Origin of the sequence: Motilimonas cestriensis (assembly GCF_021295315.1) — a bacterium.
GTDB classification, from domain to species: domain Bacteria; phylum Pseudomonadota; class Gammaproteobacteria; order Enterobacterales; family CBDFNC01; genus Motilimonas; species Motilimonas cestriensis.
In genome coordinates this window covers 17,764-39,491 of the sequence record NZ_JAIMJA010000031.1, presented here as the reverse complement: position 1 = coordinate 39,491, position 21,728 = coordinate 17,764, and the positions used below count along the sequence as shown (strand labels likewise).

Sequence of the window (21,728 nt, the reverse complement as noted above, 5' to 3'; positions counted from 1 at the left end):
CGCAGCAGATATCTGCCCTTGACCCAGTGCATCAAAATTGCCCAGCCCAAAACCACCAATAACGTATGCCATGCCGTCTCACTTCCCAAATAAATTTATTGCCTGTATTACAAATGCGAAGAACAGATAAAAAATTTACTTATTTTTTTTATTTATGGGGAAAGCGTGACGAGATTCACAATAGTTATGAAAGGGCCTCCTTGCAGGAAGCATACTATTTCACTTATATCAAAGTTCGGGCTAATTCACATGATGGGGATAATGATATTAAAATGAAGTAGAGCGTAATCATTATCTCAGATTTGTCATATCTACAATCGACTCATCAAAACAAGGCATGGACAAGATAGACAAAAAATGATCATGCAAGACATGCTCGGAATTGGCGATATTTCTATCTTGGTAGTCTTCATTACTGTAGGTCCCCCAATTGATCAATCGCGAGAAGCTACATGAATCTGCAAGGTATTTTTTACTTAAGCAAACGAAAAGAGGCATTTCGATATAGTTGTTTTTTTGCACAACAAAACTAAACCGTAGATAACCAATGTAACCATTCTTTCTCAGATTAGATATAAAGGCTAGGTTGTTGAGTAATCTTTCAAAGCTGCCGCCCCTTCGGTTCAACTCATAGGTATCACTCAAAGCCGCATCAATTGAAATTTCAACCATACTAACCCGTTCGCGAACAAATAGCGGTAGCTTTTCCCAAGTATGAGCATGGAACTGCTGCCCGTTACAGTGAAGATAAATAACATTTAACTGAGGGAATTTCTCTTCGCTCATACGGTTTAAGAAAGCTCTAGAAAACGGAGAGCCGAAAGGATCACCTGAGCCAGAAATGGAAATTTCTTCTAAATCTGAACTCGTTAACTCTATTTGCTCTTCAATATGCTGAAGTCGCAAAGCCTCATCGCCAGTCGCTATTCTCAATTCACTGCGACAAGAGGGACAAGATAAATTACATGAATAATCATAACCACAGTTCAAAAAACGATATTTGCCGCTATAAGCTCCACTTCTCAATCGAATCGCTTGTTTTATATCTTCATCTAGAGCATTAAAAGGCCTTAAATTATCTTCAGGGTTAACCAGTTTAGGGCAAATATCTTTTCTGCAATAGCGATATGAGCCATCAATTATTGAAGCTCGAAAATCATTAGCAATATCTCCATGCCAAAGCTCATCCATCGATGATTGGCTAGGATCGCCAAAGCTTTGCCCTCCGTGCCAAGCAGAGCAACAGCTAAAAGAATCCGTTTGGCCAAGTATTAAATCTCGAAATGGATTTTGACAATACAGCTGCTCACCAGCCGAATTATTAATAGGGTTAGTTGTGCAATTATTGACTTGGTAATGGGGCGCATCACGCGTATAAATGCGCAGTAAGTCGCCCACTTTAAACTCATCGATGTGGCCCTTATTGTTCCATGCTAAAATAGATTTAACGGGTACATTAGTTGCGCGTAGTAATTGAAACAACTCGTAATCACTTTCCAAGCGATGGTCAATATAATTACGCTCTTCGTCTTCCAATATTCTGCCAGCGAATAACTGAGGCATGAAATCAAAGCCGTTATTTTTTAACCAAGCAAAGACACCGATGCTGCTTGAATTATGCCAAATGCTATATAGTGACTGGCTACCATCAAAAAAATGCTTTTTATTTTTATCGAAGGGAACCATTGCGCAATCAGAAGGCGGCAACAATTTAAAACCTCTAAAATGCAGCTGTAGTTCCGTCTCTAACGCAGCTCTCTCAAGCTGCCAAAGGCGACACAAGGCGGAAACCATATCGTCTTGAACCGTTAAGTCCGCTTTAATGTCGATAGTTGTATTAAACGTAGCCATACATCCTATGTGTACCTTAAGAAACAATGAGAAATGACACAATTCGCACTTATCGCAAGGCAAAAGCGCGACCACTTTTTTAACAATAAGTGATAAATTATTAAACGAATATCTGCCGCATGGGAGACGACAGTTAAGCCATCATACAGTGATTAGAGTTCACTCATACATGCGTTTGCCATTATCGAGTTAACCAGTTTTTCTTTTTTCCTCTAAATTCATCAACATAACCTAGCACATTGGGTAGCCAAGTAATGGCATCTAACATCGACGCATAAAACGGAACATTTGCCACATCCCGTTTCGTAATATTCGTTTTATTACCATGCCGACGAAAATATAGCGCTGTAAAAACAAGATACAAACATAACGTCAATATACTTAATAATACTGGCAACCAAACCTGAAACATCATCAGCACAGGTAACATAATCAACTTAGGTGGAAAGATAAAGTTCATCGCCGTCATCAGAAACCAAGGCGTCGACTTAACACCAGATAAAAATGAAACCTTCCAGGCTTCAACATATGCTTCTACTCGCCCCCTCGCCCATCGTCTACGCTGCTTAAATAACGCGTTATGGCTAATAGGGCATTGAGTGGTTGCAACCGCATTAGCGGCATAGCCAGTACGATACTGATGTGCTAGGGCTTTCCATGACCATGATATATCTTCTACCAGCCATTCACTCCAGCCGCCTATTTCTCTAACCACGCTGGCGCGATGGGCCACAAATGCCCCAGCAAGCACAGGCACAGTGCCCATTAAATCTTGCGCTGCTCTTATTGCACCATAAATACCAATATGCTCATAATACTGAAGCTTGCCAATTAATGAATCGCGATAATTTTCGGGCACAACATAGCCGCATACCGCGGCATTATCGGGATGACTCCATAACTTAGCCACCAACTCCGCAATCCCATCAGGTTCAACATAAGTATCGCTGTCTACAATCACATACGCGTCGCCGGTGGCCACCCCTGAGTCAAGTGCAAAGTCTAATGCAAAGCCTTTTCTTCCCTCGTTAGACTGACGCGTTAGAATAACAAATTGCTGCTTGCGCTCACTCGCAACCCACTCTTTAACACGCATGGGGGTATTATTATTCGAGCCGTCATCAATGATAATAATCTGTAATTGTGTTGGATATTGTTGCTGTTCAAGCTTGTTTAACGACGCAATCAAAATATCAGCATTTTCATTGTAATAAGGAATAAACACACTCACTGAAGGCAACTCTTGCACAGCCACAGGGGCTCGCCAGCGGATCAAATAGATGATTAACAAAGTCAGTGTCATTAAACACGTTAACAAAAAAGGCAGGGTAAACAACCAACCGAGTGCATTTTCCATAATTAACTCAAATTATTTACAATTAGGTTCACGTTCAAAAATTTTATCTAAATGATTAAACGCCGTTTCGATCACAGCATTAAAATTAGCTGCAACAGGGTGCCCACCTAACGCTTTTTCACTTCGTACCGCCTCATTTAAATGCGGATCATTAATGACAGGGGTTCTATCCATACAAATCCGTTGGCAGGCCAAAATTTGCTGCTCTGAAGCTTGATGATTTAGAGCCAAATACGCTTGGTTAAGCGCTTCAGAGGAGGTTGGCTGCAAATATTGAACTAACGCAGGAAACTCGTGATTAAAGGGTAGCCCAACCCATTTAGGCGCATCGCGTGCGGCATTGTAGCCACCAAATAGGTCATATTCAACCGTATCAACTTGAATGTAACACAGCAGAGCGGCTTTCAACTGCTCCACTTGTTCAGAAGTGTATTTTTGATCTAATTCACCTGCGCTAAAACCCAATAACAATGGCATCGCATTTAAAAGAGCACGTTGCCAAATTCCTTCTACCGCATCATATGTACAAGCTATCAATTTAACCGCATGATTTATATCGCTAAACTCTAACGCGCCTAGATAATCCATTAAGTAGCAGGTTAAATCCTTTAACATTAATAACGGCTCATCCCAAATCTTTATGTTATCGGCCGACACCCAACAATTTCTAAAATCTTGTAAAAATGAACTCGAAGCAGTATCAAAAGGCACCCCATGTACACTTAAATTACTCATAGCCGTGGTGCCAATTGCAAACCGATTAACAAACAAGGTTGCTAAATTATTTGCGACTTTTTCCAAATACTGTGGATAAAACACATAAGCAGAGCGACTATCTAACTCAGGGTTATGCTGCGCTAAAAAGTCTAATATTTTTTGGGGATCTGGCTCCATAGGATACAAGTGAGCAATCCTAATGGGGATATCACGAACAAATAGGGCGCCATGGTCTAATTGTCGGTCTAGAGGAATATCCTCTAATTTGGCGCCACTCTTTAACGCATATTCAAGGTTGGTTTCTTCTTCAAATGGGGTTAAGTATACAGCTAACGGCCTTATGGCATTTTTAAGCAAAGCATAAATGGCCTCAAGGTGGATTGTTTCAACCACAGCATCCGTAATGGTTAAACTGCCCGAGGAATAATAGGGACGACTATTATCCACCAAGGATGTTTTACCAATCCCTTTAACGTAACCGAAACCAATAATCGCTGCACGCCCTGAACCAAACACCCCATAGCGGTCAGCTTGCGCTGTCAAGGAGTCCCCGGTGCCATTTACATGGTATTGGTAGGTTTCAGCATTTACATTATGGCGAACCCACACCACTTGGCAGGCTACTTGTTTTAGTTCAACATCAACAGTCAACATAGTAAAATAATCATGAACTTAAATCATCTAGATGGGCAAAATGCTACCATAAAACGAGTTAAGTTAAGTAGCTTTTTGTATCATCTACCCTGCTTTAAGAACGAAGTGCACCACCATGCACAAACCCCTTTTTTTAAAAGGCGTGAGGGTCACGGTACTCCATCACCACGGCACTGTATCTTACTTCTATTTAGGTGTGGAGATAGCCAAACATACTCGCTTTAACTTTTCGTTTAAGTATATATGTTTGGCTCTATCAGGCTTGAAAGCACAAGCCGAGGCAAGTTTTCGGTGAAAAGGCTGTCCAGTTACTCTCTTTCAGTGGTAACCAGGTACTTTTATGCCTCAACTTCAATTTTAAAGATACATTTTATCGGCTCTTTAAAGTCACCCATGGGAATTGGCAAGAAAGTAATTCTCATTTTTTTCCCATAAAAGTCTTCGATATTTCGTGATAAAACCATATCAAGACACCCTTCCCCACCACTATATATTTTTGGCGCAACTCTATTGAAATAAAATTGCTCACCACTTTCCGACGTAAACGAATTAACCTCAATTCTATGTGAGTAGTCGCCCTCTATTTTCAAATCACTCATGTAAGAAATTTGTGAACTATTTAATATACCTTCAACACGGTTCATTCCTCCTGAAAGGTAAAGTTCATACCTTTCATTTAAAGTACTCCAGCTTTCGAAATGTTTAAATAAAAACATCGAGAAAGGAATAGCTATGATATATAACGGCCACTTTATTGGAAGATTGTCTTTATTTTGAAACGGTAGTGTTAACACCCAAATAACAAAAACGCTCAAAAGAACCATAAAAAACAACATCTTAATCTTTGTGAAAAATGGGGACACCTCATATATAATTTCCATATATCTCCTTTTTTATTTTTACTAGCACAGCCCCTTAACTAAGGGGTTGTGCTTATAATCTAAGTTATTTACTTGAATTCACCGGATAAGAAGGTTTCTCAAACTCAAATTTTGCAGCTTCATACAATGCTTTATCAAAGCCGTAATAGAGTGCTTCATTCGTTGCTTTAACTTGAATTTCAGATATTCCCCATATCGCCTGAGCGATAACCCCTCCATTAAATGTTATCTGATTCTTGCCATATATATTTGAACTAGATTGCAAGGTTACATCCAAACCCAACTTGCCTTTTCTTCCGCCGTAGCCTAGACCAAACTCGTAACCTCTAACCCCAACAGGTCCATTATCAATGAAGGCAGCACCAATCTCATAATCAAAAGAAGCTGTTGTTCCTAATGGCCCCTTAAATAAATCAGCATTCGGACCACCCGTAACAACAATGCCATAAGCAAGATCTTCAGCTTTTAACCCAACACCCCGTAAAACTCCAATATCAAGACTTATACCTTTTTCCATTTCTCTCATATCTTTACTAAAGTCAAATGCTGATGGGGCGATAGCCACTCCTCCGTCGTTATCAACAGCAATGCTAACACTATACCCAATCTCTAAAGAAGGGGTTGAGAAATTAATACCAAATAAATCGAAGCCAAAACTTGGTAAATTACCAGCAATTGTAAACTCTGTTTCTATGGCTACTGGCTTATCATCGTGCAATATGGCATCAAAAAATTCTCTATCCTTATTAAGTTCTTCATGGCGAAGCGCTCGAATAGCTTTTTCTTCAGGACTTAACTTATTCGCTTCTGCTATGGTCAAGTAATCTGACTTATTTTCGCTACCTTTGGTTTTATCAATAATATCAATCAGTAACTTAATACTCTCAGGCCCACCCTCTGGAATCGTTAATCCCGCGTCCTCAAATCTTTTGTTAATAATTTCAACCTGTTCTTGTAATGTATAATCAGCTTCTCCTACAGCATTATTCGAAGCTGTAATCGAACCTGGTTTTGACTTCACGATAAATGGGTTATTTTCCTTATCTGGTAAGCCTGAGTCAGAGAACAAGAGTGAAGCATTTATTTTATCTTGCGTGTCACGTTTAATTGCAGCGGCTTCCGATGCCATCATCTGCCCAGAAATTATATTGCCCACAGCATTACCAAACGCATCCACCATAAATGCACCGGCGTTGTCACCAAACGACTCGCCGCGCAAGGCCGATGAAGCCGCCGCGCCCGCGAAGCCCGTGAGGGTTTCTCCCATCATATTTCTCATTGAGTCTGGCAAGTTTGCACTCATCCCCGCCCCCACTGCCGAACCCGCGGCAGAAGCCGCTAAGTTGGACCAGCTAAATGAGGCATCCATGCCCAGTGCTTTACTGCCCATGTAGTTCGTGGTGTAATTCGCAGCACTGCGCACCATGCCATTGCCCATCAAACGGAGGGTGTTATAACTTGCACCTTGGCCTGCCTTAAATACACCACCACCGGCACCTAGCGTTGCCCCAAAGCCAGCCGTTGCTCCTGCTGCCAAACCACCGAGGGCTACTTGTTTCCAAGAAAAATCATCTACAACACCAAATGCCATGCCAACCAATTGCGAAGCGGCTGAGCCAACCGCGCCACCAATGGCCGCTGCGGCAAGCCCCGCGCTTGCTGAGCTAGCTACTGCAGCACCTCCGAGCACACCCGTTCCTGCAGCACCGATTGTCGCAGCACCAGCCACGCCAGTCCCTGTCGCGCCCATCGCACTGCCAATAACCCCTGCCGCAGCCCCTGCGGTATACACAGTCACCACTACGGCCACCACGGCCATCACTATCATGGCTATCGGGTTACAGCTCTTACTCGGTGGCGGCGGAGCAATGGCCTGAGGGGTAATGTCCCCTAGCACATCGCTCTCGTTATAAGGTTTAAAGCTGTCTGCGCCGTTATAGCTGTTGGACGCCATGTTTGGCGTGACCAGTGATTTACCCGCTGTCAGAGGCTCATCGGGCGACAGTGCATTGGCGTCTGCCAACATAAACCAGTAACGGCTATCTCCGTACACTTTCTGTGCAATGCTGTTTAGCGTGTCTCCTGCTTGCACGGTATAAGCACCCGGCTGGGCTGAAGGGGTGCCTTGACTGCCACTGATTAAATCGCCGTTCAATTTCTCTGCCGATAAATCACCGAGCTGGTTGCCCGCAACGCTGATTTGCGCGGTCAGCTTACCATCCGCTTTTTGCAATGCTATTTGACGGTTAAAATCCGTGGTAATGCTGCGGTCACTGCTGTCGGTGGTGCTGTCTACGCCAGTTAGATGACCAAATGCATTGTAATTAAAGGTACTGGTGCCCGGTTTGTAGCCGCTTCGGTTACTGGTTGTGGTCACCTTGCTCTTTTGGTAGTTTTCCCAACCACTAAATTGATAGTCGGTCACCGTTTGGTAGCCTTCATCATTAACCGTTTGTTTGGCTAGCTGTCCTGAATGATGATACGCCATGTTTACTTCCGTACCACTGCTTTTGCCTTGACGGGTTAGCTGGCCGGCGGTGTATTCAAACATGGTGGTCACTGTGATATCGGCTTTGCTTTTACTGCCATCTTTAATCAAACCGTTAGCAAAATGATAATGCATGGTTTTATCTGTTTGCACCCGCGCATGACCGGTTAACGAGTTTTCGCGGGTCATGATGCTAGTGACATAGGCTTTCGCGCCGTTGTATTCTTTCACAACCACTTGGTCAAGGTGGTTAAAGCGGTCATAACCATAGGTGGTTTGTTGCTTAACCACGGGTTTATGACCATTGCGATCAACGGCTACATACGTGGTTTCGGTGTGCTTGCGGCCAAGCGCATCGTAAACAATGTGTGAACTGCCCGCTTTACCCGCCACTATGGTGCCATTGCTTTGACGCGCGCCTTTACTGATCACCATGCGGTTTTCGCTATCGTATTGATACCAATCCGTTATCGCTGCCGCACTGCCTTTTTGGCTGGTGATGCTGACACGGTTGCCCATCAAGTCATAACCATAGGTAAGGGTAGAGTTCTCTAAGGTTTGGCCAAACCCTTTAACGCCAGACACGGAGACACTCTGAATACGACCTTGGGCGTCATAAGTTGTTTTCGTGGTGATGCTTGAGTCGCCTTGCGTCAGGGTGCGAGCGGTTTCACGACCGGCGTTGTCATACACAAAATTTTCGGTTTTTTGCCCTTTTACAGCTTGGCTCTTAAGAAGGCCATTACTGTAATAGGTATAGTTGATTTCGTGTTGACCGTCTGCGCTGTGCTTTTGCTTCAATTGGCCATATTGATCGTAGACAAACTTGAAGGTAATCCCGTCAATCGTGGTCTGAGTAGCTAACCGTCCAACGCTGTCATAGGTTGAGGTAACTTTATCAAGCTCACTGGCTGTGTGCTGTTTGGCATCCAACCATGATTCTGTCAGTTTATTACCATGGTTATCATAACTAAAACCACGGCGTACACCTTGGCCAAGCGTTTCAAGCACTTGTCCTGCTCGACCAAACCGAGTCCATTGTTGGTAACCTGACTGTCCATGGTACTCCTCTTTATAACGTTGCCCAGCTTGGTCATATGAGAAGGTTGCAAAGATATCAAATTGTTCATTTACCGCATCATATTTTGAACGATGAGTAATTTGCCCTCGGGCATTATAGTCGTACGCCTCGCCCTGACCTTTTTCATTCATCACGGCGATTTTATTGCCCGCTAAGTCATAGAAATAGAGACTACTTTGCCCCAAAGAGTTGGTGTCTTTAACTTTTTGACCCGATGCATCATATTGACTGTAATACCAGCTACCATTGGCTGTTTGAGTCGCTATTTGATGACCCTTGGCATCGTAGTAACGCAATGTCACCGCAGATTTAGTCTGCCCCGTGCCAGCAATTGCGGTTGGGGCTGCGGTTTCTTTTACCAGTTGGTTGCTGCTGTTGTAGTCATAGTATGTAGTTTGAGCGGCAATGGTTTTTGTTTTAACGTTACCCCAGCGGTCAAAGGTTTGTGATGTCACTGCCGCTGAGCTTCCTTGACGCTCAGCTAATACCCGACCTAGGTTATCAATTTCGCGGTTGACAACACGATCACCACCGATGGTTTCCTTGCGCACCCCGCCCTGCCAATCATACTCAAAATCATGTTTAACGCCTTTGACTGTGCTTTGTTTGACCTGGCCCAGGCCATTGTATATATATGACTCTTGCAGCACATCGTTATTGTATTTGCGCTCTATCTCACCGTATGCGTTATAGACGGCCTTTTGTTTATTGATCTTTCCGTCACTGTGGATCCAGGTCTCGGTTTGACGTCCCGTTGCGTCATATTTGTACTCTGTGACGGCGCTGTGACTATAACTAAGCTGATCTTTCACACTAATTTGCTGTGACTCGCGGATCACCCGATTCATTTTATCCACTTCCACCGCAGTAAATTGACCAGCAGCATCACGACGACCAACCAATCGGCCTTGAGCATCAAAATACTGATAGCTAGATTGACCCGATGACTGTTGCGTAGCCACTTGATTACCCATGGCATCATAGAAGATATCTACCACTTTACGGGTTTTTCGTGCGGTATTTTGCCCCGCTAATAATTCAAGGTGGCTATTTAAATACTCACTTTCTGGTGACCAAGTGCGAATTAAACGCCCCATCGCATCATATTCATTCATCACGCTGTCATTGGCCGCTTTGTGATTAGCTACGTTTCGCGTGCCAACCTCGTTAAGAGAAAGGGTCACTCTACCACCAAGATCGTAATAGGAGCTGGCGTGTAAATTCGCCACTTTTCTGACCGCTTTACCATTCACATTTTCGTAATACTCAACTTGATGACGTGTCACTAACGTGCGGTTACCCCGAGCATCAAATTCATACGTTTCACGGCGCATGTCTTTCTGGTTACTGGCAACGGCTTTCCATGTATTTAAGCTATTAGCGGCCCAAGTGCCAGTGTATCGTTCAGCATACTCTGTTTTACCCGATAACTCTCCATAACCATTGTATTCATATAGGGTGACATAGTTTTCTGCATCACGCGTAGCATAGAGCCGACCAGCACTATCAAACAATTGCGCGAGTTTAGTGACATTGCTATTTTTTGTTGGTGAAGTGTATTGCACCGTCTGTGATAACTCATCACCAAAACGGTTAAAGTTATTTCTATCAAATAACGAAGTACCATCAGCAACGTGTTTACTTTCAATTTGGCGCCCAGACTGGTCATAACGATACATAATTTGACGCTGACTGCCCGCTGTTTTAACGAATGTTTCCATTTGCGCAAGACTGATGGTGCCGGTGCCAACTCGAGCAAATTTACTGTAGCGAATAACACTTTCTTGTTGGCCAAATGCGTTATATCGGTATTCGGTAGCGTGACCTAATTCATCAATTTCAAAACGCAATTGTCCTGCAGCGTCATAAATCCGGTCTCGCCGTCCACCTTCTGCGTTGATATTTATAGTGGCTCGGCCTTGTGCATCTAGCATTACCTCACTGCCAGCTAGTCCTATCGCTTTGGTTTGCACCCCCTGAACGGTGTGAACGAATTGTTGCACACTTTCCATGTGTGTCCCTTTGGCGGAAGTTATTTTAACCACGTTACCGAGACTGTCGTATTGGTTGGTTGACTCCAAGCGGCCATAGCTTGATGTCATGCCACTGTTCACATTCGTCTTAAAGTACGAAACGGCTGGACTGAATGTTTTCTCGAGCAAGCCTCGCGCGTTATAAACAAAGTCGGTATCTTGACTAACGGTATTGCTACGCAAGTTATGATTTAGCGATTGGCTAGCTTCTACTGCTGCTTGTTGTGAGGCATCGGTGTAAGATTTTGCCTGCGTAAAGTAATACCGTGCAGCTCTTAGGTAACGATTTACGTCGTTATGCAATATGATGGCTGTTTCAAGCTCTTTTTCGGCCACACCTAAAGACGTTAAACTACCGTCTAAATCAGCGCGAGCTAACTTCAAGCCGCTCTCGGCTTTATCTAGCTCGGCGCGAGCACTGATAATATGCGCTTTTGCGTTAGCCTCATCGGATTGTGCCTTAACCATTAGCTGGCGCACCGTCTCAGCATTTTTCTCAACACCATCAAGGTGAGCTTTAGCGCTATTTAGCTTAGTTTGAGCATCTGCTAACTGTTTGTTTGCATTAGCCAAAGACGTTTTTGCTTGCGCGAGTTTTATGTCGGCAGTGGTCAACGCTGTGCTGGCATTATTTAGGTTTGTTTTTGCAGCACTGTGCTGCGCATTAGCGGCTAATAATGAATTATAGGCATTTGTTTTATTTTGATTTGCGGTCGCTTTGTTGGCGACGGCTGTATTAATTTTACCTTGCCACCAGTTGCGAGAGTTAATGATCGAGCTTCGTGCGTTTTGTGCATTACTTAAAGCAGCGGCAGCACTGTTGCGCACTGTTGTGCGCCTACTGATTTCAGCTGAGCTAAAACCACCACCATACTCTTCTGCTCGATGTCGGTTCTTAACCGCATAATCTAAGTCATGCTGGGCACTATTTAGATATGCTTGCGCATAAGCAATATTACGGTCAGCTTGAGGAATTTGAGCATTGAGCTTATTACGCTCAATAGTGGCTTGGGACTCTTGACTGTTCCAGTAGTTAACGTCATTAGTACGCTGATTAAAAGTGGCTTGCGCACTTTGTTGATTGTTAAGGGCAGCGTTATATTGCGTTTGTCTGGTCGCTAAGGTTGTTGTTGCATTTTTTTGGTTAGTCGTTTCCGTTGTGAGCTGAGTTTCGGCCCCCTTCACCGCATTTGCGCGGGTATTTAACACGCCTTGACTTTGCACTACCGCGTTATTTGCATTCCCCACTTTTTGTTGTTCAGCGGCATACTGTGCTTGCTTACTGGTTAAATCAGCAAGCTTACTCTGGTGATTTTGTTGACTGCTTTGCCAAACACTTGCTTGTTGCGCAACTTTAGCTTGCTGTTGTTGCACTTTTTGATTCAACACATCCAGCTTGCCTTTGATGGCATTGACTTTACCTGTGTTTTCAACAATACCTTTTTTTGCTTGTGCACTATTACTGGTAGCTAGGGCAAGGTAGCTTTCACCTTTGTCTAGCATGAAGTCTTCACCAGCATTGGTCGCTTGATTTGCAATGTTCAGGTCACTGCTAATTTTACTTTGCTCAGCGGTTAATAAAGCTTGTTGTGCTTTTAAATTACTTTGCTTAGTTTCTGAATCTCGAAGCAAAACGACTGCACTGAGAAAAGCTTTTTCCGCATCGGCTAAGGTATTCCTTGCAGAATCTACCTCAGCAGAGGAAACATTGTTTGCAGCCTTAATTTTGTCAAAGTTAACTTGTGCAGCATTATAGCTTACCACATTGTGGTCATATTCTGTTTGCGCTTTGCTTAGATCTGTCTTGGCTGTAGCAAGCGTATCATTAGCAAATTTTAAAATGCTGGTATAACTATTCACTAAGCCTTGAGCACTGTCCTTATCAGCAAGCGCGGTTGAGTAAGCTTGGTTAGTTTCATTTTTAGTTTTGGTATATGCACGAATATCGGCCTCTGCAGCCTTAACCGCACTCTGAGCACTCGATTTAGCAGCGTGCGCACTGTTCAACGAATTGGTAACCGCATTACGATTAGCAATAGAAGCATCAATTTGTGCTTGTGTGTAGCCGCCAACTTCTTCATTGCGGTAGCGATTGGCTGAGCGATAATCTACTTCATTATTTGCAGAGACTAAAGCAGATTGGAACTTAGTGATATCGGCTTCGGCTTTTGATAATTGAGCCAGTGCAGCTTGATGCTGACTGTTTGCAGTATTGAATTTTGATTCTTCGGCTTTATAGCGGTTAAACGCGTTTGATGCTAATTGGCTTTTAGACGCTAAATTTGACTTAGCTGTATTTAGTAATTTGTTATTAGCATCAACTTCGAGCTGATAACGAGCTACCTCTTCTTTCGCAAAATTTAAGTTACTAAGGGCAAAAGCTTTGTTAGACGCTGCCGTGTCGAGTGTTGCTTTAGCGTTATAATACGCCTGTCCTTTTGACGCGATGGCATCGTTATATGCTCGCTCGGCAGCATTTAGCGCAGCTTCAGCATTGTGATAAGTTGTCGTAGCTTTAGTGACGAGCGACTTATTTGAATTAACAATGGATAACTGAGCACTAATATCACTATTAATGTCTGAAATTTTAGTTTTCAACGTTGCAGCTCGTTGCTGCAAGCTGCTCACTAGTTCTTCCGGAGAGCTATTGCCTATAGAGAAGCCTGTATCATCCGTCGCTCCCCCGATCACAACAGTGGCTGTTTCACCCGTTGCCAATTCAGCCACTTTTTCACCTAACGCTTTAAGTGGATCATTAATGCCTAACTTAACTTCATAACCCGAGACCCGCATATCTAAATCACTGATCACTTGGCGTAAGCGGTTATATCGCTCTATTTCACTATTGACTTCAACCTTTAAGGCTTCTAAGCGATCAGATGTTTCGATAATGCCAAAACCTAACTCCGCATTAGCAGCGGTGCTATCCGAGATGCCTTTTTCTAGTGTAGCGAGCTCCACATACAATGAGTCAATTTTAGTTTGTGTGGCATTGAGCTCTTGAATGAGGTTATTTGGGTTTGCCGTAGTTAATGCGTCTGAACGAATTTTGTCGGTCGTTTTTACAAACACCTCTAGTTCGCTCGCGTTAGGGTTGGCGGTGCGAATACTATCTAGTACTTGGCGTGCTGCTATATTATCAACAAACTCTCGTTTTCTAATTTGTTGTGACTGACGGTTGTATTGGTATTCAACGATGTAGCCATCACCATCTTGAGTAAAACGTAGCCGCCCTAATGCGTCGAATACGCGAGTATCTTGTCGATGTGTCGCCTTGGAAAGTTGAGCAGGTAATTGACTAAGTGACACATTTGAAAAATCCCCACTATAGCGAATGGTGGCGACAACACGCCCCTGGGCATCGTAACGTTGCTCACTCACTTGCCCTTTTTCATTAATACTTAGCCATAATTGACTTTGAGAGTTATAAACAGTTTGTGTCTCTCGATTGCTAGCATGATTTGCTTGCCAAGTATCACGTGCCACCACCGGGTTATAATGGCGTGTGGTTTTGACAACGCGGTTGTTCTTGTCATAGGCATAACTGGTGGCATAGCCTTGGCTATTTATTTCGAGAGAGAGTCGACCATCTTTATCGTATTCGTACTGTGTCGCGCGATCTGCCGTTTGCGAAGGTTGCAAGCTTCGAGCAACTTCTGTGTGAGTCATCACCTCAGGGAGTGTAATGGCTTTCGCATAGAGTGTTTGCGACACCGTTTTACCCGCATTGTCGTATACAAATTCAGTCACATAGTTAAGTGGGTTAATTTGGTACTGCAAACGGCCTTGCGCATTGTAAACAAAGTACGTAGTTGCGCCGCTGTTATTTGTTTTAGACAACATTTGGCCAGCGTTATTATAAATAGATGAACTAGTTTGAGAGCTTGCCGTCCCCGCCCATTTGGCACCAGAGCGCACTCGCTCATGACTAACGTTACCAAGCTCGTCATATTCATATTCACTAATACGCGCTTCTTGAAGCACTCCCCCCTTTATTTCACCTTCAACTTGACGAGTTACTTTACCATTAGCGTCATATTGATAAGATGTCGCAATGCCAGCTTGCTCAATTTGAACTTTACGACCGTCTTTATCATAACGAGTGTAAGTACGGACACCTTCAACATCCTCCCAAATGCGCTGCCCCCGGTTATCATAACCGTATTCAGTTGTTTTTCGCTCTCCAGCACTATCTTCGATTACTTTCCAACTACGACCCACACTGTCATAAGTGAATGCGGTTTTTATACCATTAGCATCGGTTGACCAAACTAATTGCCCCGCATCGTTATATTCTTGTGCTGATAGCACTTTAGACTGGCCGCCTTTCGCGATAAATGTAGTGCGAGTGAGTAGCCCTTTTTCATTATATTGAAACTGGCGTTGGTGCCCTTCACCATCGGTAATACTGACTTTTTCACCAAACTCATTTTTTTGTGTTCGAGTGACAATGCCAGTGGCTGTCGTCATGGTCGTTATACCGTTTACATCATCGTACTGATAGCGAGTGCTGGATTGGTTACCGTTAGTAACGGTTAGAGCGCGTCCCTTGCTATCAAGCTCAATTCGCTCGGTCAGCACGCCTGCTACTCGAACCTCGCTAACTCTTCCACCTAATAAGTAATCCGTTTGTGTAACAAGGCCCTCGCCATCTATTTGCCTGATCACTCGCCCTAAGTGATCATAACTCGTTCGCTGTTGTTCGTTGAAGGCTAATCCAGTATCGAGCTGCTGTTGTAAATAAGCTTGCTCCGTTGTGTTACTTGCGCTAACCGGCGTAAGTGTTTTAACTGTTGCAATGCTCACTTGCTGACCACGTTCGTCATACTCATAACGAGTGATAAAGCGCTCAATGACATTTCCATTTCCCACTTGGGTAAAGGCTTGTTCACGGATCGCCTTTGTCAAGGTGTAACCTAATTCACCTTGATCGTTGTAAAAATAGTGTGTTTCAACCCCTTCAGCGGTTTCTGTTTTACTAATTCGACCCGCATTATCAAAGGTGCGAGTTAAGATAACTGAACCCGCCTCTGTTGCGACAATGGCTTCACCGAAAGCGCTGTATTGCGTTTCACTGACATCCCCATTATGTCGTTTAGTTGCGATTAAGCGGCCAGCTTCATCATATTCAAATTGCGTTAACCCTGTGGCACTATTATATTCACGTACTACGCGCCCCATCGCATCAAATTCTGATTGCGTTCCCTTTGTTGCAACTTGGTTGGCGACATTTACTTTCGACCAATGGGTATTACCCGATAAGGTGACAGCACCAATTTTTTCACCGAACCCATTGTATTCTAAGTAAGTACTGCGTTTATCGTTTACAGAGCGCTGCATCAATAAACCGGTATCAGCATCATACTCAAACCGTGTTTGTGTCCCACGCGCATCTTCGCTCAATAACACACGACCCGCGATATCAAGCTGCTGGCGCTCAACTAATTGAGCCGTTCCAGCTTGGCTGATCAAGTCTGCGATCCCACCGGTTGTACTGGTCACCACTTGACTGTACCGATAAGTTTCTTTGCTACGGCTGCCTTCGAGATAACGAATTTCCGTTAAGAACCCTTGACTATCTAATGCAAACTGCTGACGACCTTGGCCATCATAGAAAAGCCGATTACTATCATAGCTCCCCACTCCTTGTGGACTTGAAAGCCTAGCGGTATCCGTATCATGTAGCTTTATTTGTCCAACGCTACCTGAGCCCCGAACCAAAAAGGCATTTACACTGATTAAGGTATTATTAGGTTCAACCGCTGCGAGATCGGCGGCTAAATCGCGCGTAATTGTTTGCCACTTGCCATCATTAGCTTTGTCCAAGGAATGAAAAATATATCCGCTATCATTGATTACAGGGGCATTACCTGTGTGGTTGTATTGTATATAACGGTGACCATTAGTCGTTTTCAATGAAATATACACGACTGAGGCACCAGTAAATTTCATGTCCCAAGTGATTTTATTCGCACTCGCATTAAACCCAGTCGAACTTTCACCGTTTAACCTAAAGCCATTGTCAGTTCCTCGCCCTTTTACTGACATCACCTCAGCGCCATATTCAGCATCGAACTCTGGGGTCATGGTCGCGCCAGCGGGGATGGGATCATAAACAACCCAATGCGCCGCATTGACACCATGATTGCCCTGCATTAGTTTTTGCGAGGATGCTTTATATTGACGCGTTTCAACTTTACGACCCGCTTCATCGTAATTTATTTCCGTGACATAGCCTTTAGCATCAACCGTTTTTACGACGCGCCCTGCGTTGTCATATTCAGTTAACGTTTGTAGGGCAGTGCCTCTAGCGTCTTTATTGAAGATCAGAGAAGATGTTTGACGGCCTAAATTATCATATTGATATTGCTTAATTTGACCTTCACTGTCTTGCACCTTAACTAATCGACCGTCACGGTCAAACTCACTGCTAATGCTACGGTTGAGTGCTTTTTGGCTGGCTGTTGCAGTGTTCAATAAGGCAGAAACATCGGTCAGTTTCTTTGGTACTTGACCATTCACTAGCCAACCCGAGGTATCAATAATTCGTGCATGGACTGTTTCTGAGACTACCCGGCCCTGCACGTCTCTGGCATAGGTTGTTGCAACACCGACGGCATTGACGGTCGCAGCCAGTCGGTTTTCATTGTCATAGAAATAGTATTCATGAGCCCCATCAGGGCGAATGCTCGCCGTTAGTTGCCCGGCAGTATTGTAAATACTTTGAAATACTCGCGCCCCATCACGCTCATAACCCACACCTTGGTCTGCATAACGAGGGCCATAATCTTGATACAAGCGTTGCCAGCTACCCCCTTGCATTTGAGCAACTAAAACATATGAGCTACGAGAAGCCGCACTGTTTAATATTGTCTCAGAGCCACCCAATTTAACCAATGCTTGTTTGCCATTAACACCTAGCTGGCTAGTCCACTCATCAGAGGTAGAAATAACAACCTGCACACCTGAGGCCTGAGCGCTTAAGCTATTTATATAACTGACAAAGGCGGATGTCGCACTCGCTGACCCATATGTGTCAAACGTTTTCGTCGAGAGTAATGAGTTATCAGAGTTAAGTAAGGTAACGGTAACACCTCGTCCGTTACCTCCGACATGAGCTCCATCAATCGTCACGCCACGATTGCTGGCACGGTATAATTTATCGTCATAGCCCATGGATCGAACGGTAAACTGATGCTTATTTGCATTAGCACTTACTTCTTTACTAAGCTCGTTACCTTTTCGATCATAGGTTATTTGAGTAACCGTGCCATTTTGCGCCGTCATGATCACTTGACGAGAGGCATCTTGATACTGAGTCGTCGTGGTTAAACCCAGAGCATTTGTAGTGGATAACAAACGGTTCAGGCCATCGTATACATAGTTTGTACGGCTTTGAACCTGAAAACCTGGCTTGGATAAATCGCCCGTTAGCTTTTCAGTGGTCAGTAAGTTCCCGAAGGCGTCCCAAGTATTACGCAGATGAAGCGAGTCTTGGTTAATGATGCCTTCACCAACTGAATTAAGATGGCTGTGAACCGTTTGTGTATGCAACAACCCTCTTTGATACGTCATTTCGGTCAAGATACTGGCTTGTTTATTTTGCTTACTCGCCCAACTATTAAGCTCAGCCAAGCTCAGGTTTACGCCAGCAGAGAGCTTAGAAGTTAATGCCGATGCATCGGCTGAAGTATATTGACGAGAGCGAATCAGTTGCCCATCAGCATTGTATGCAAATGCTGTTACCTCTGACTCACCATTGACTGAATAACGCAGTAAACCCGCAGGGTCGTATACGTTGTAGCTATTCTGAGGTAAGCTTTGCGCTGAAAACTTGGTCGAAACAATAGCTTGATTAAAACTATTATATGTAACCTGCTCTGTTGTCACACCATTCAGCTTGGTGGTGGTGAGGTTGCCTTTGGCATCATAGGTATAGCTGAGTATTCTCCCTTGACCATCTCTCACACTCAGTAAGTTATCCTGACTGTCATAGGTGTAGCGGGTAGATGCGCCTTTTGGTGTTAACGCTGACGTTAAACGGCCTTGCGGATCATACTGGTAATACCACTTCTCACCTGCGGCATCGGTTACTTCTAGTTGATGTCCGTTTGCTCTGGCGCCATCATAACTAAACGACGTCACCGAGCCATTGTCATCTAAACGAGAAAGCCTTGATTGCCCAGCTACCGTTGTATAGCCCAACGTGAGGACACTGCCATTACTTTGGCTAATTTTATGGATTAAGTTACTGGTTTCGCTAACATAGCTATACTGCGTCTTAAAAACATGGCCATCAGAAATTGATTTATCTTGTGGGGATAAGTCATTAACAACCGCAGCCAGACGGCCTTTTGCATCATATTCGTAATGTAATTTAGCGGCAAGGAACTGACTTTTCCCTGCATTATCTAATTCATAAGTATCAATGCGAATTAACTGACTTTTACTATTGTAAATAAACGATAACTGGCTGCCGTCAGCACTTTTGATGGCGCTAACCCGGTTGCTGCCATCGTAAGTATATGTGGTTACTTGACCATTTTCATCAACACTGCGTAAAAGCAAACCATTGGCTAGGGAATAATATTCCTTGGTTTGACTGCTACCTTCTGTGTAAACCCAATTTGAACTGGTTTTCTCTAACGTATCGTGAGCACCTTTACCCGCGGATGATTGATAAGTGGTATTAGAGATTTTGTCAAAAATACTGGTATGCCCATCACCTGTCGTACGACGAAGTTGTCCACCGAGCATTTCTACTTTACGCTCAAATGAGAACCGCCATAAATCATCTCCGAAAGAGCCTTGACTGTTATAACTGCGCGCAAGGGATACGTCGGTTCCTTTACTTACAAGGGTTTGATCAAGATTAGAAAGCAATACATTACCACTATTTGCGTTCACTTGAACATTAGCACCTTTAGACAGTGCTATTGCACTTTGACCTAAAGCATCGAAACTACCTAACCCATTGCCACCAATTATAAAAGCCATCTCTATTCACCAATAAAAAATCTAACTAATTAGTAAATGCGGAGAATTAAAAAAAAATTAAGCGGCAATCGATAAAATGACATATTTGTGACAAAATTCACTCAAGCGTAGTGAGTGTTATCTGAGTTGATGAAGGCAGGGGGGCTGAGATGGTCACCTCGGCATCGCAATATGCCATGATCTAGGTGAACATAATCTGACTCGAGGTGACCACTATGAAATATAAACTCATTAGTATTGATTTGGCAAAAACTGTCTTTTAAGTCGCTGCCTTTAACCCTGATAATACGATCGCTTTTAACCGCAAACTCAAGCGTTCTGAGCTACTCCATACACTCAGGCAATGCGAGCCTACATTGGTCGTGATGGGAGCCTGTTACAGCGCTAACTTTTGGGGGAGAGCCATTGAAAAGCTCGGTCATCAGGTTAAGCTTATTCCTGCTAGAGCGGTGAAAGCCATGCTTGTTGGCAATAAAAATGATGCCAATGATGCTATCGCCATTGGTGAGGCGGCCGGTCGGCCAAAAGTGAGTCTGTTGCGACCCAAAACCGTCGAGCAACAAGACATTCAATCCTTGCTCCGCATTCGTGATCGTTTGATTGACAACCGCACTGCAAACGGTAATCAACTGCGCGGTTTCCTTGCTGAATATGGCCTGATTATCGCGAAAACCCGACACAAATTGATGGTCGTCATCCCCTTGATTTTAGAGGACGATGAAAACGGCCTAACCACTGTCGCTAAGGGGTTTATTCGCCGTCTTTATGAATTCCAACTGCATTTGGATACACAGATCGAGCAAGTTACACAGGAAATATCAACCCTTGCTCAATCTATGCCACAGTATCCTTTGCTACTGACTATCCCAGGTGTAGGCCCAATCGTGGCATCGACATTATTGGCCAGTATTAATGACATCAATGATTTTAAAAATGGACGGCAACTAGCCGCATGGCTAGGGCTAACGCCCTTGCAATATAGCAGTGGCACGACCAATCGACTCGGTAAAATAACGAAACGCGGTAATCAAACATTAAGGCAGTTACTGATCCATGGCTCTAGAGCGGTAGTGAATTGGTGTGATAAAAAAGACGACGCACTGAGCCTATGGCTACAACAACTCAAACAACGCCATCACGTTTGTAAAGTGACGGTTGCCTTAGCCAATAAAATGGCTCGAATGGTCTTTGTGGTGATGAGTCGTGGGGAAGCGTACGACATGAGTAAGGCGTGCAAGGCCGCGAACTAGATGTCGGTTTATTAAGGTATGAGTTTTGATACGTAAAGAGCAAGCACAACAGCGGTAATGGTGTTAATGAGTTAAACGGTTTGTCTTACTCAAAACCTGAACGGGACAGTGACCTTCGAGGTCAGGTGGGTGCCTAGGAGGGTAAGACGTCAATTTGGATCTCATTAGGGCGCAACTGACGCCGGATATATGTCGCAAGACCGCGAACCATTAGTAGCTAAAACCCTGCTGTGAAAGGTGAAAAACGACAAGCGCATTTATTTAGTAAAAAACAACAGTAAGAGGACGCATTGGCCTTGCTAAAACCGAGGTGACCATATATGTCCCGTTATTTCCTCCAACAAGGTCAACACACATAAAGGGTGATTACGCAGCACAATACTTAGCCTATGGCTTCCCCTGTCAACGCTTAACCGCGT

General features: G+C 43.9%; 5 protein-coding genes and 1 pseudogene. 1 reads left to right on the top strand and 5 read right to left on the bottom strand.

What is annotated here, in order from left to right; translation table 11 throughout:
• Positions 1–291: 291 nt before the first annotated feature.
• The 5 genes from K6Y31_RS19985 to K6Y31_RS19965 form a co-directional block, all read right to left on the bottom strand.
• Positions 292–1,851: a radical SAM/SPASM domain-containing protein gene (locus K6Y31_RS19985; protein WP_233054799.1), complete on the bottom strand. Its 1,560-nt coding sequence runs from the start codon at positions 1,849–1,851 to the stop codon at positions 292–294.
• A gap of 181 nt (positions 1,852–2,032) precedes the next feature.
• Entirely contained in the window at positions 2,033–3,208 is a 1,176-nt protein-coding gene (locus K6Y31_RS19980; RefSeq protein WP_233054798.1) for a glycosyltransferase family 2 protein, read from the bottom strand.
• 12 nt (positions 3,209–3,220) lie between these two features.
• Positions 3,221–4,579 (bottom strand): hypothetical protein, encoded by a 1,359-nt coding sequence (locus K6Y31_RS19975; RefSeq protein WP_233054797.1) that lies wholly within the window; start codon positions 4,577–4,579, stop codon positions 3,221–3,223.
• A 338-nt stretch (positions 4,580–4,917) separates the two neighbouring features.
• On the bottom strand, positions 4,918–5,460 hold the full coding sequence (locus K6Y31_RS19970; RefSeq protein WP_233054796.1) for a hypothetical protein: 543 nt from the start codon (positions 5,458–5,460) through the stop codon (positions 4,918–4,920).
• Between the two features lie 64 nt (positions 5,461–5,524).
• A complete protein-coding gene (locus K6Y31_RS19965) occupies positions 5,525–20,059 on the bottom strand; it encodes an interleukin-like EMT inducer domain-containing protein (RefSeq protein ID WP_233054795.1) in 14,535 nt (4,844 codons plus the stop codon).
• 215 nt (positions 20,060–20,274) lie between these two features.
• Here K6Y31_RS19965 and K6Y31_RS19960 point away from each other — a divergent pair.
• Positions 20,275–21,309 (top strand): annotated as a pseudogene (locus K6Y31_RS19960) (IS110 family RNA-guided transposase).
• Positions 21,310–21,728: the final 419 nt, after the last annotated feature.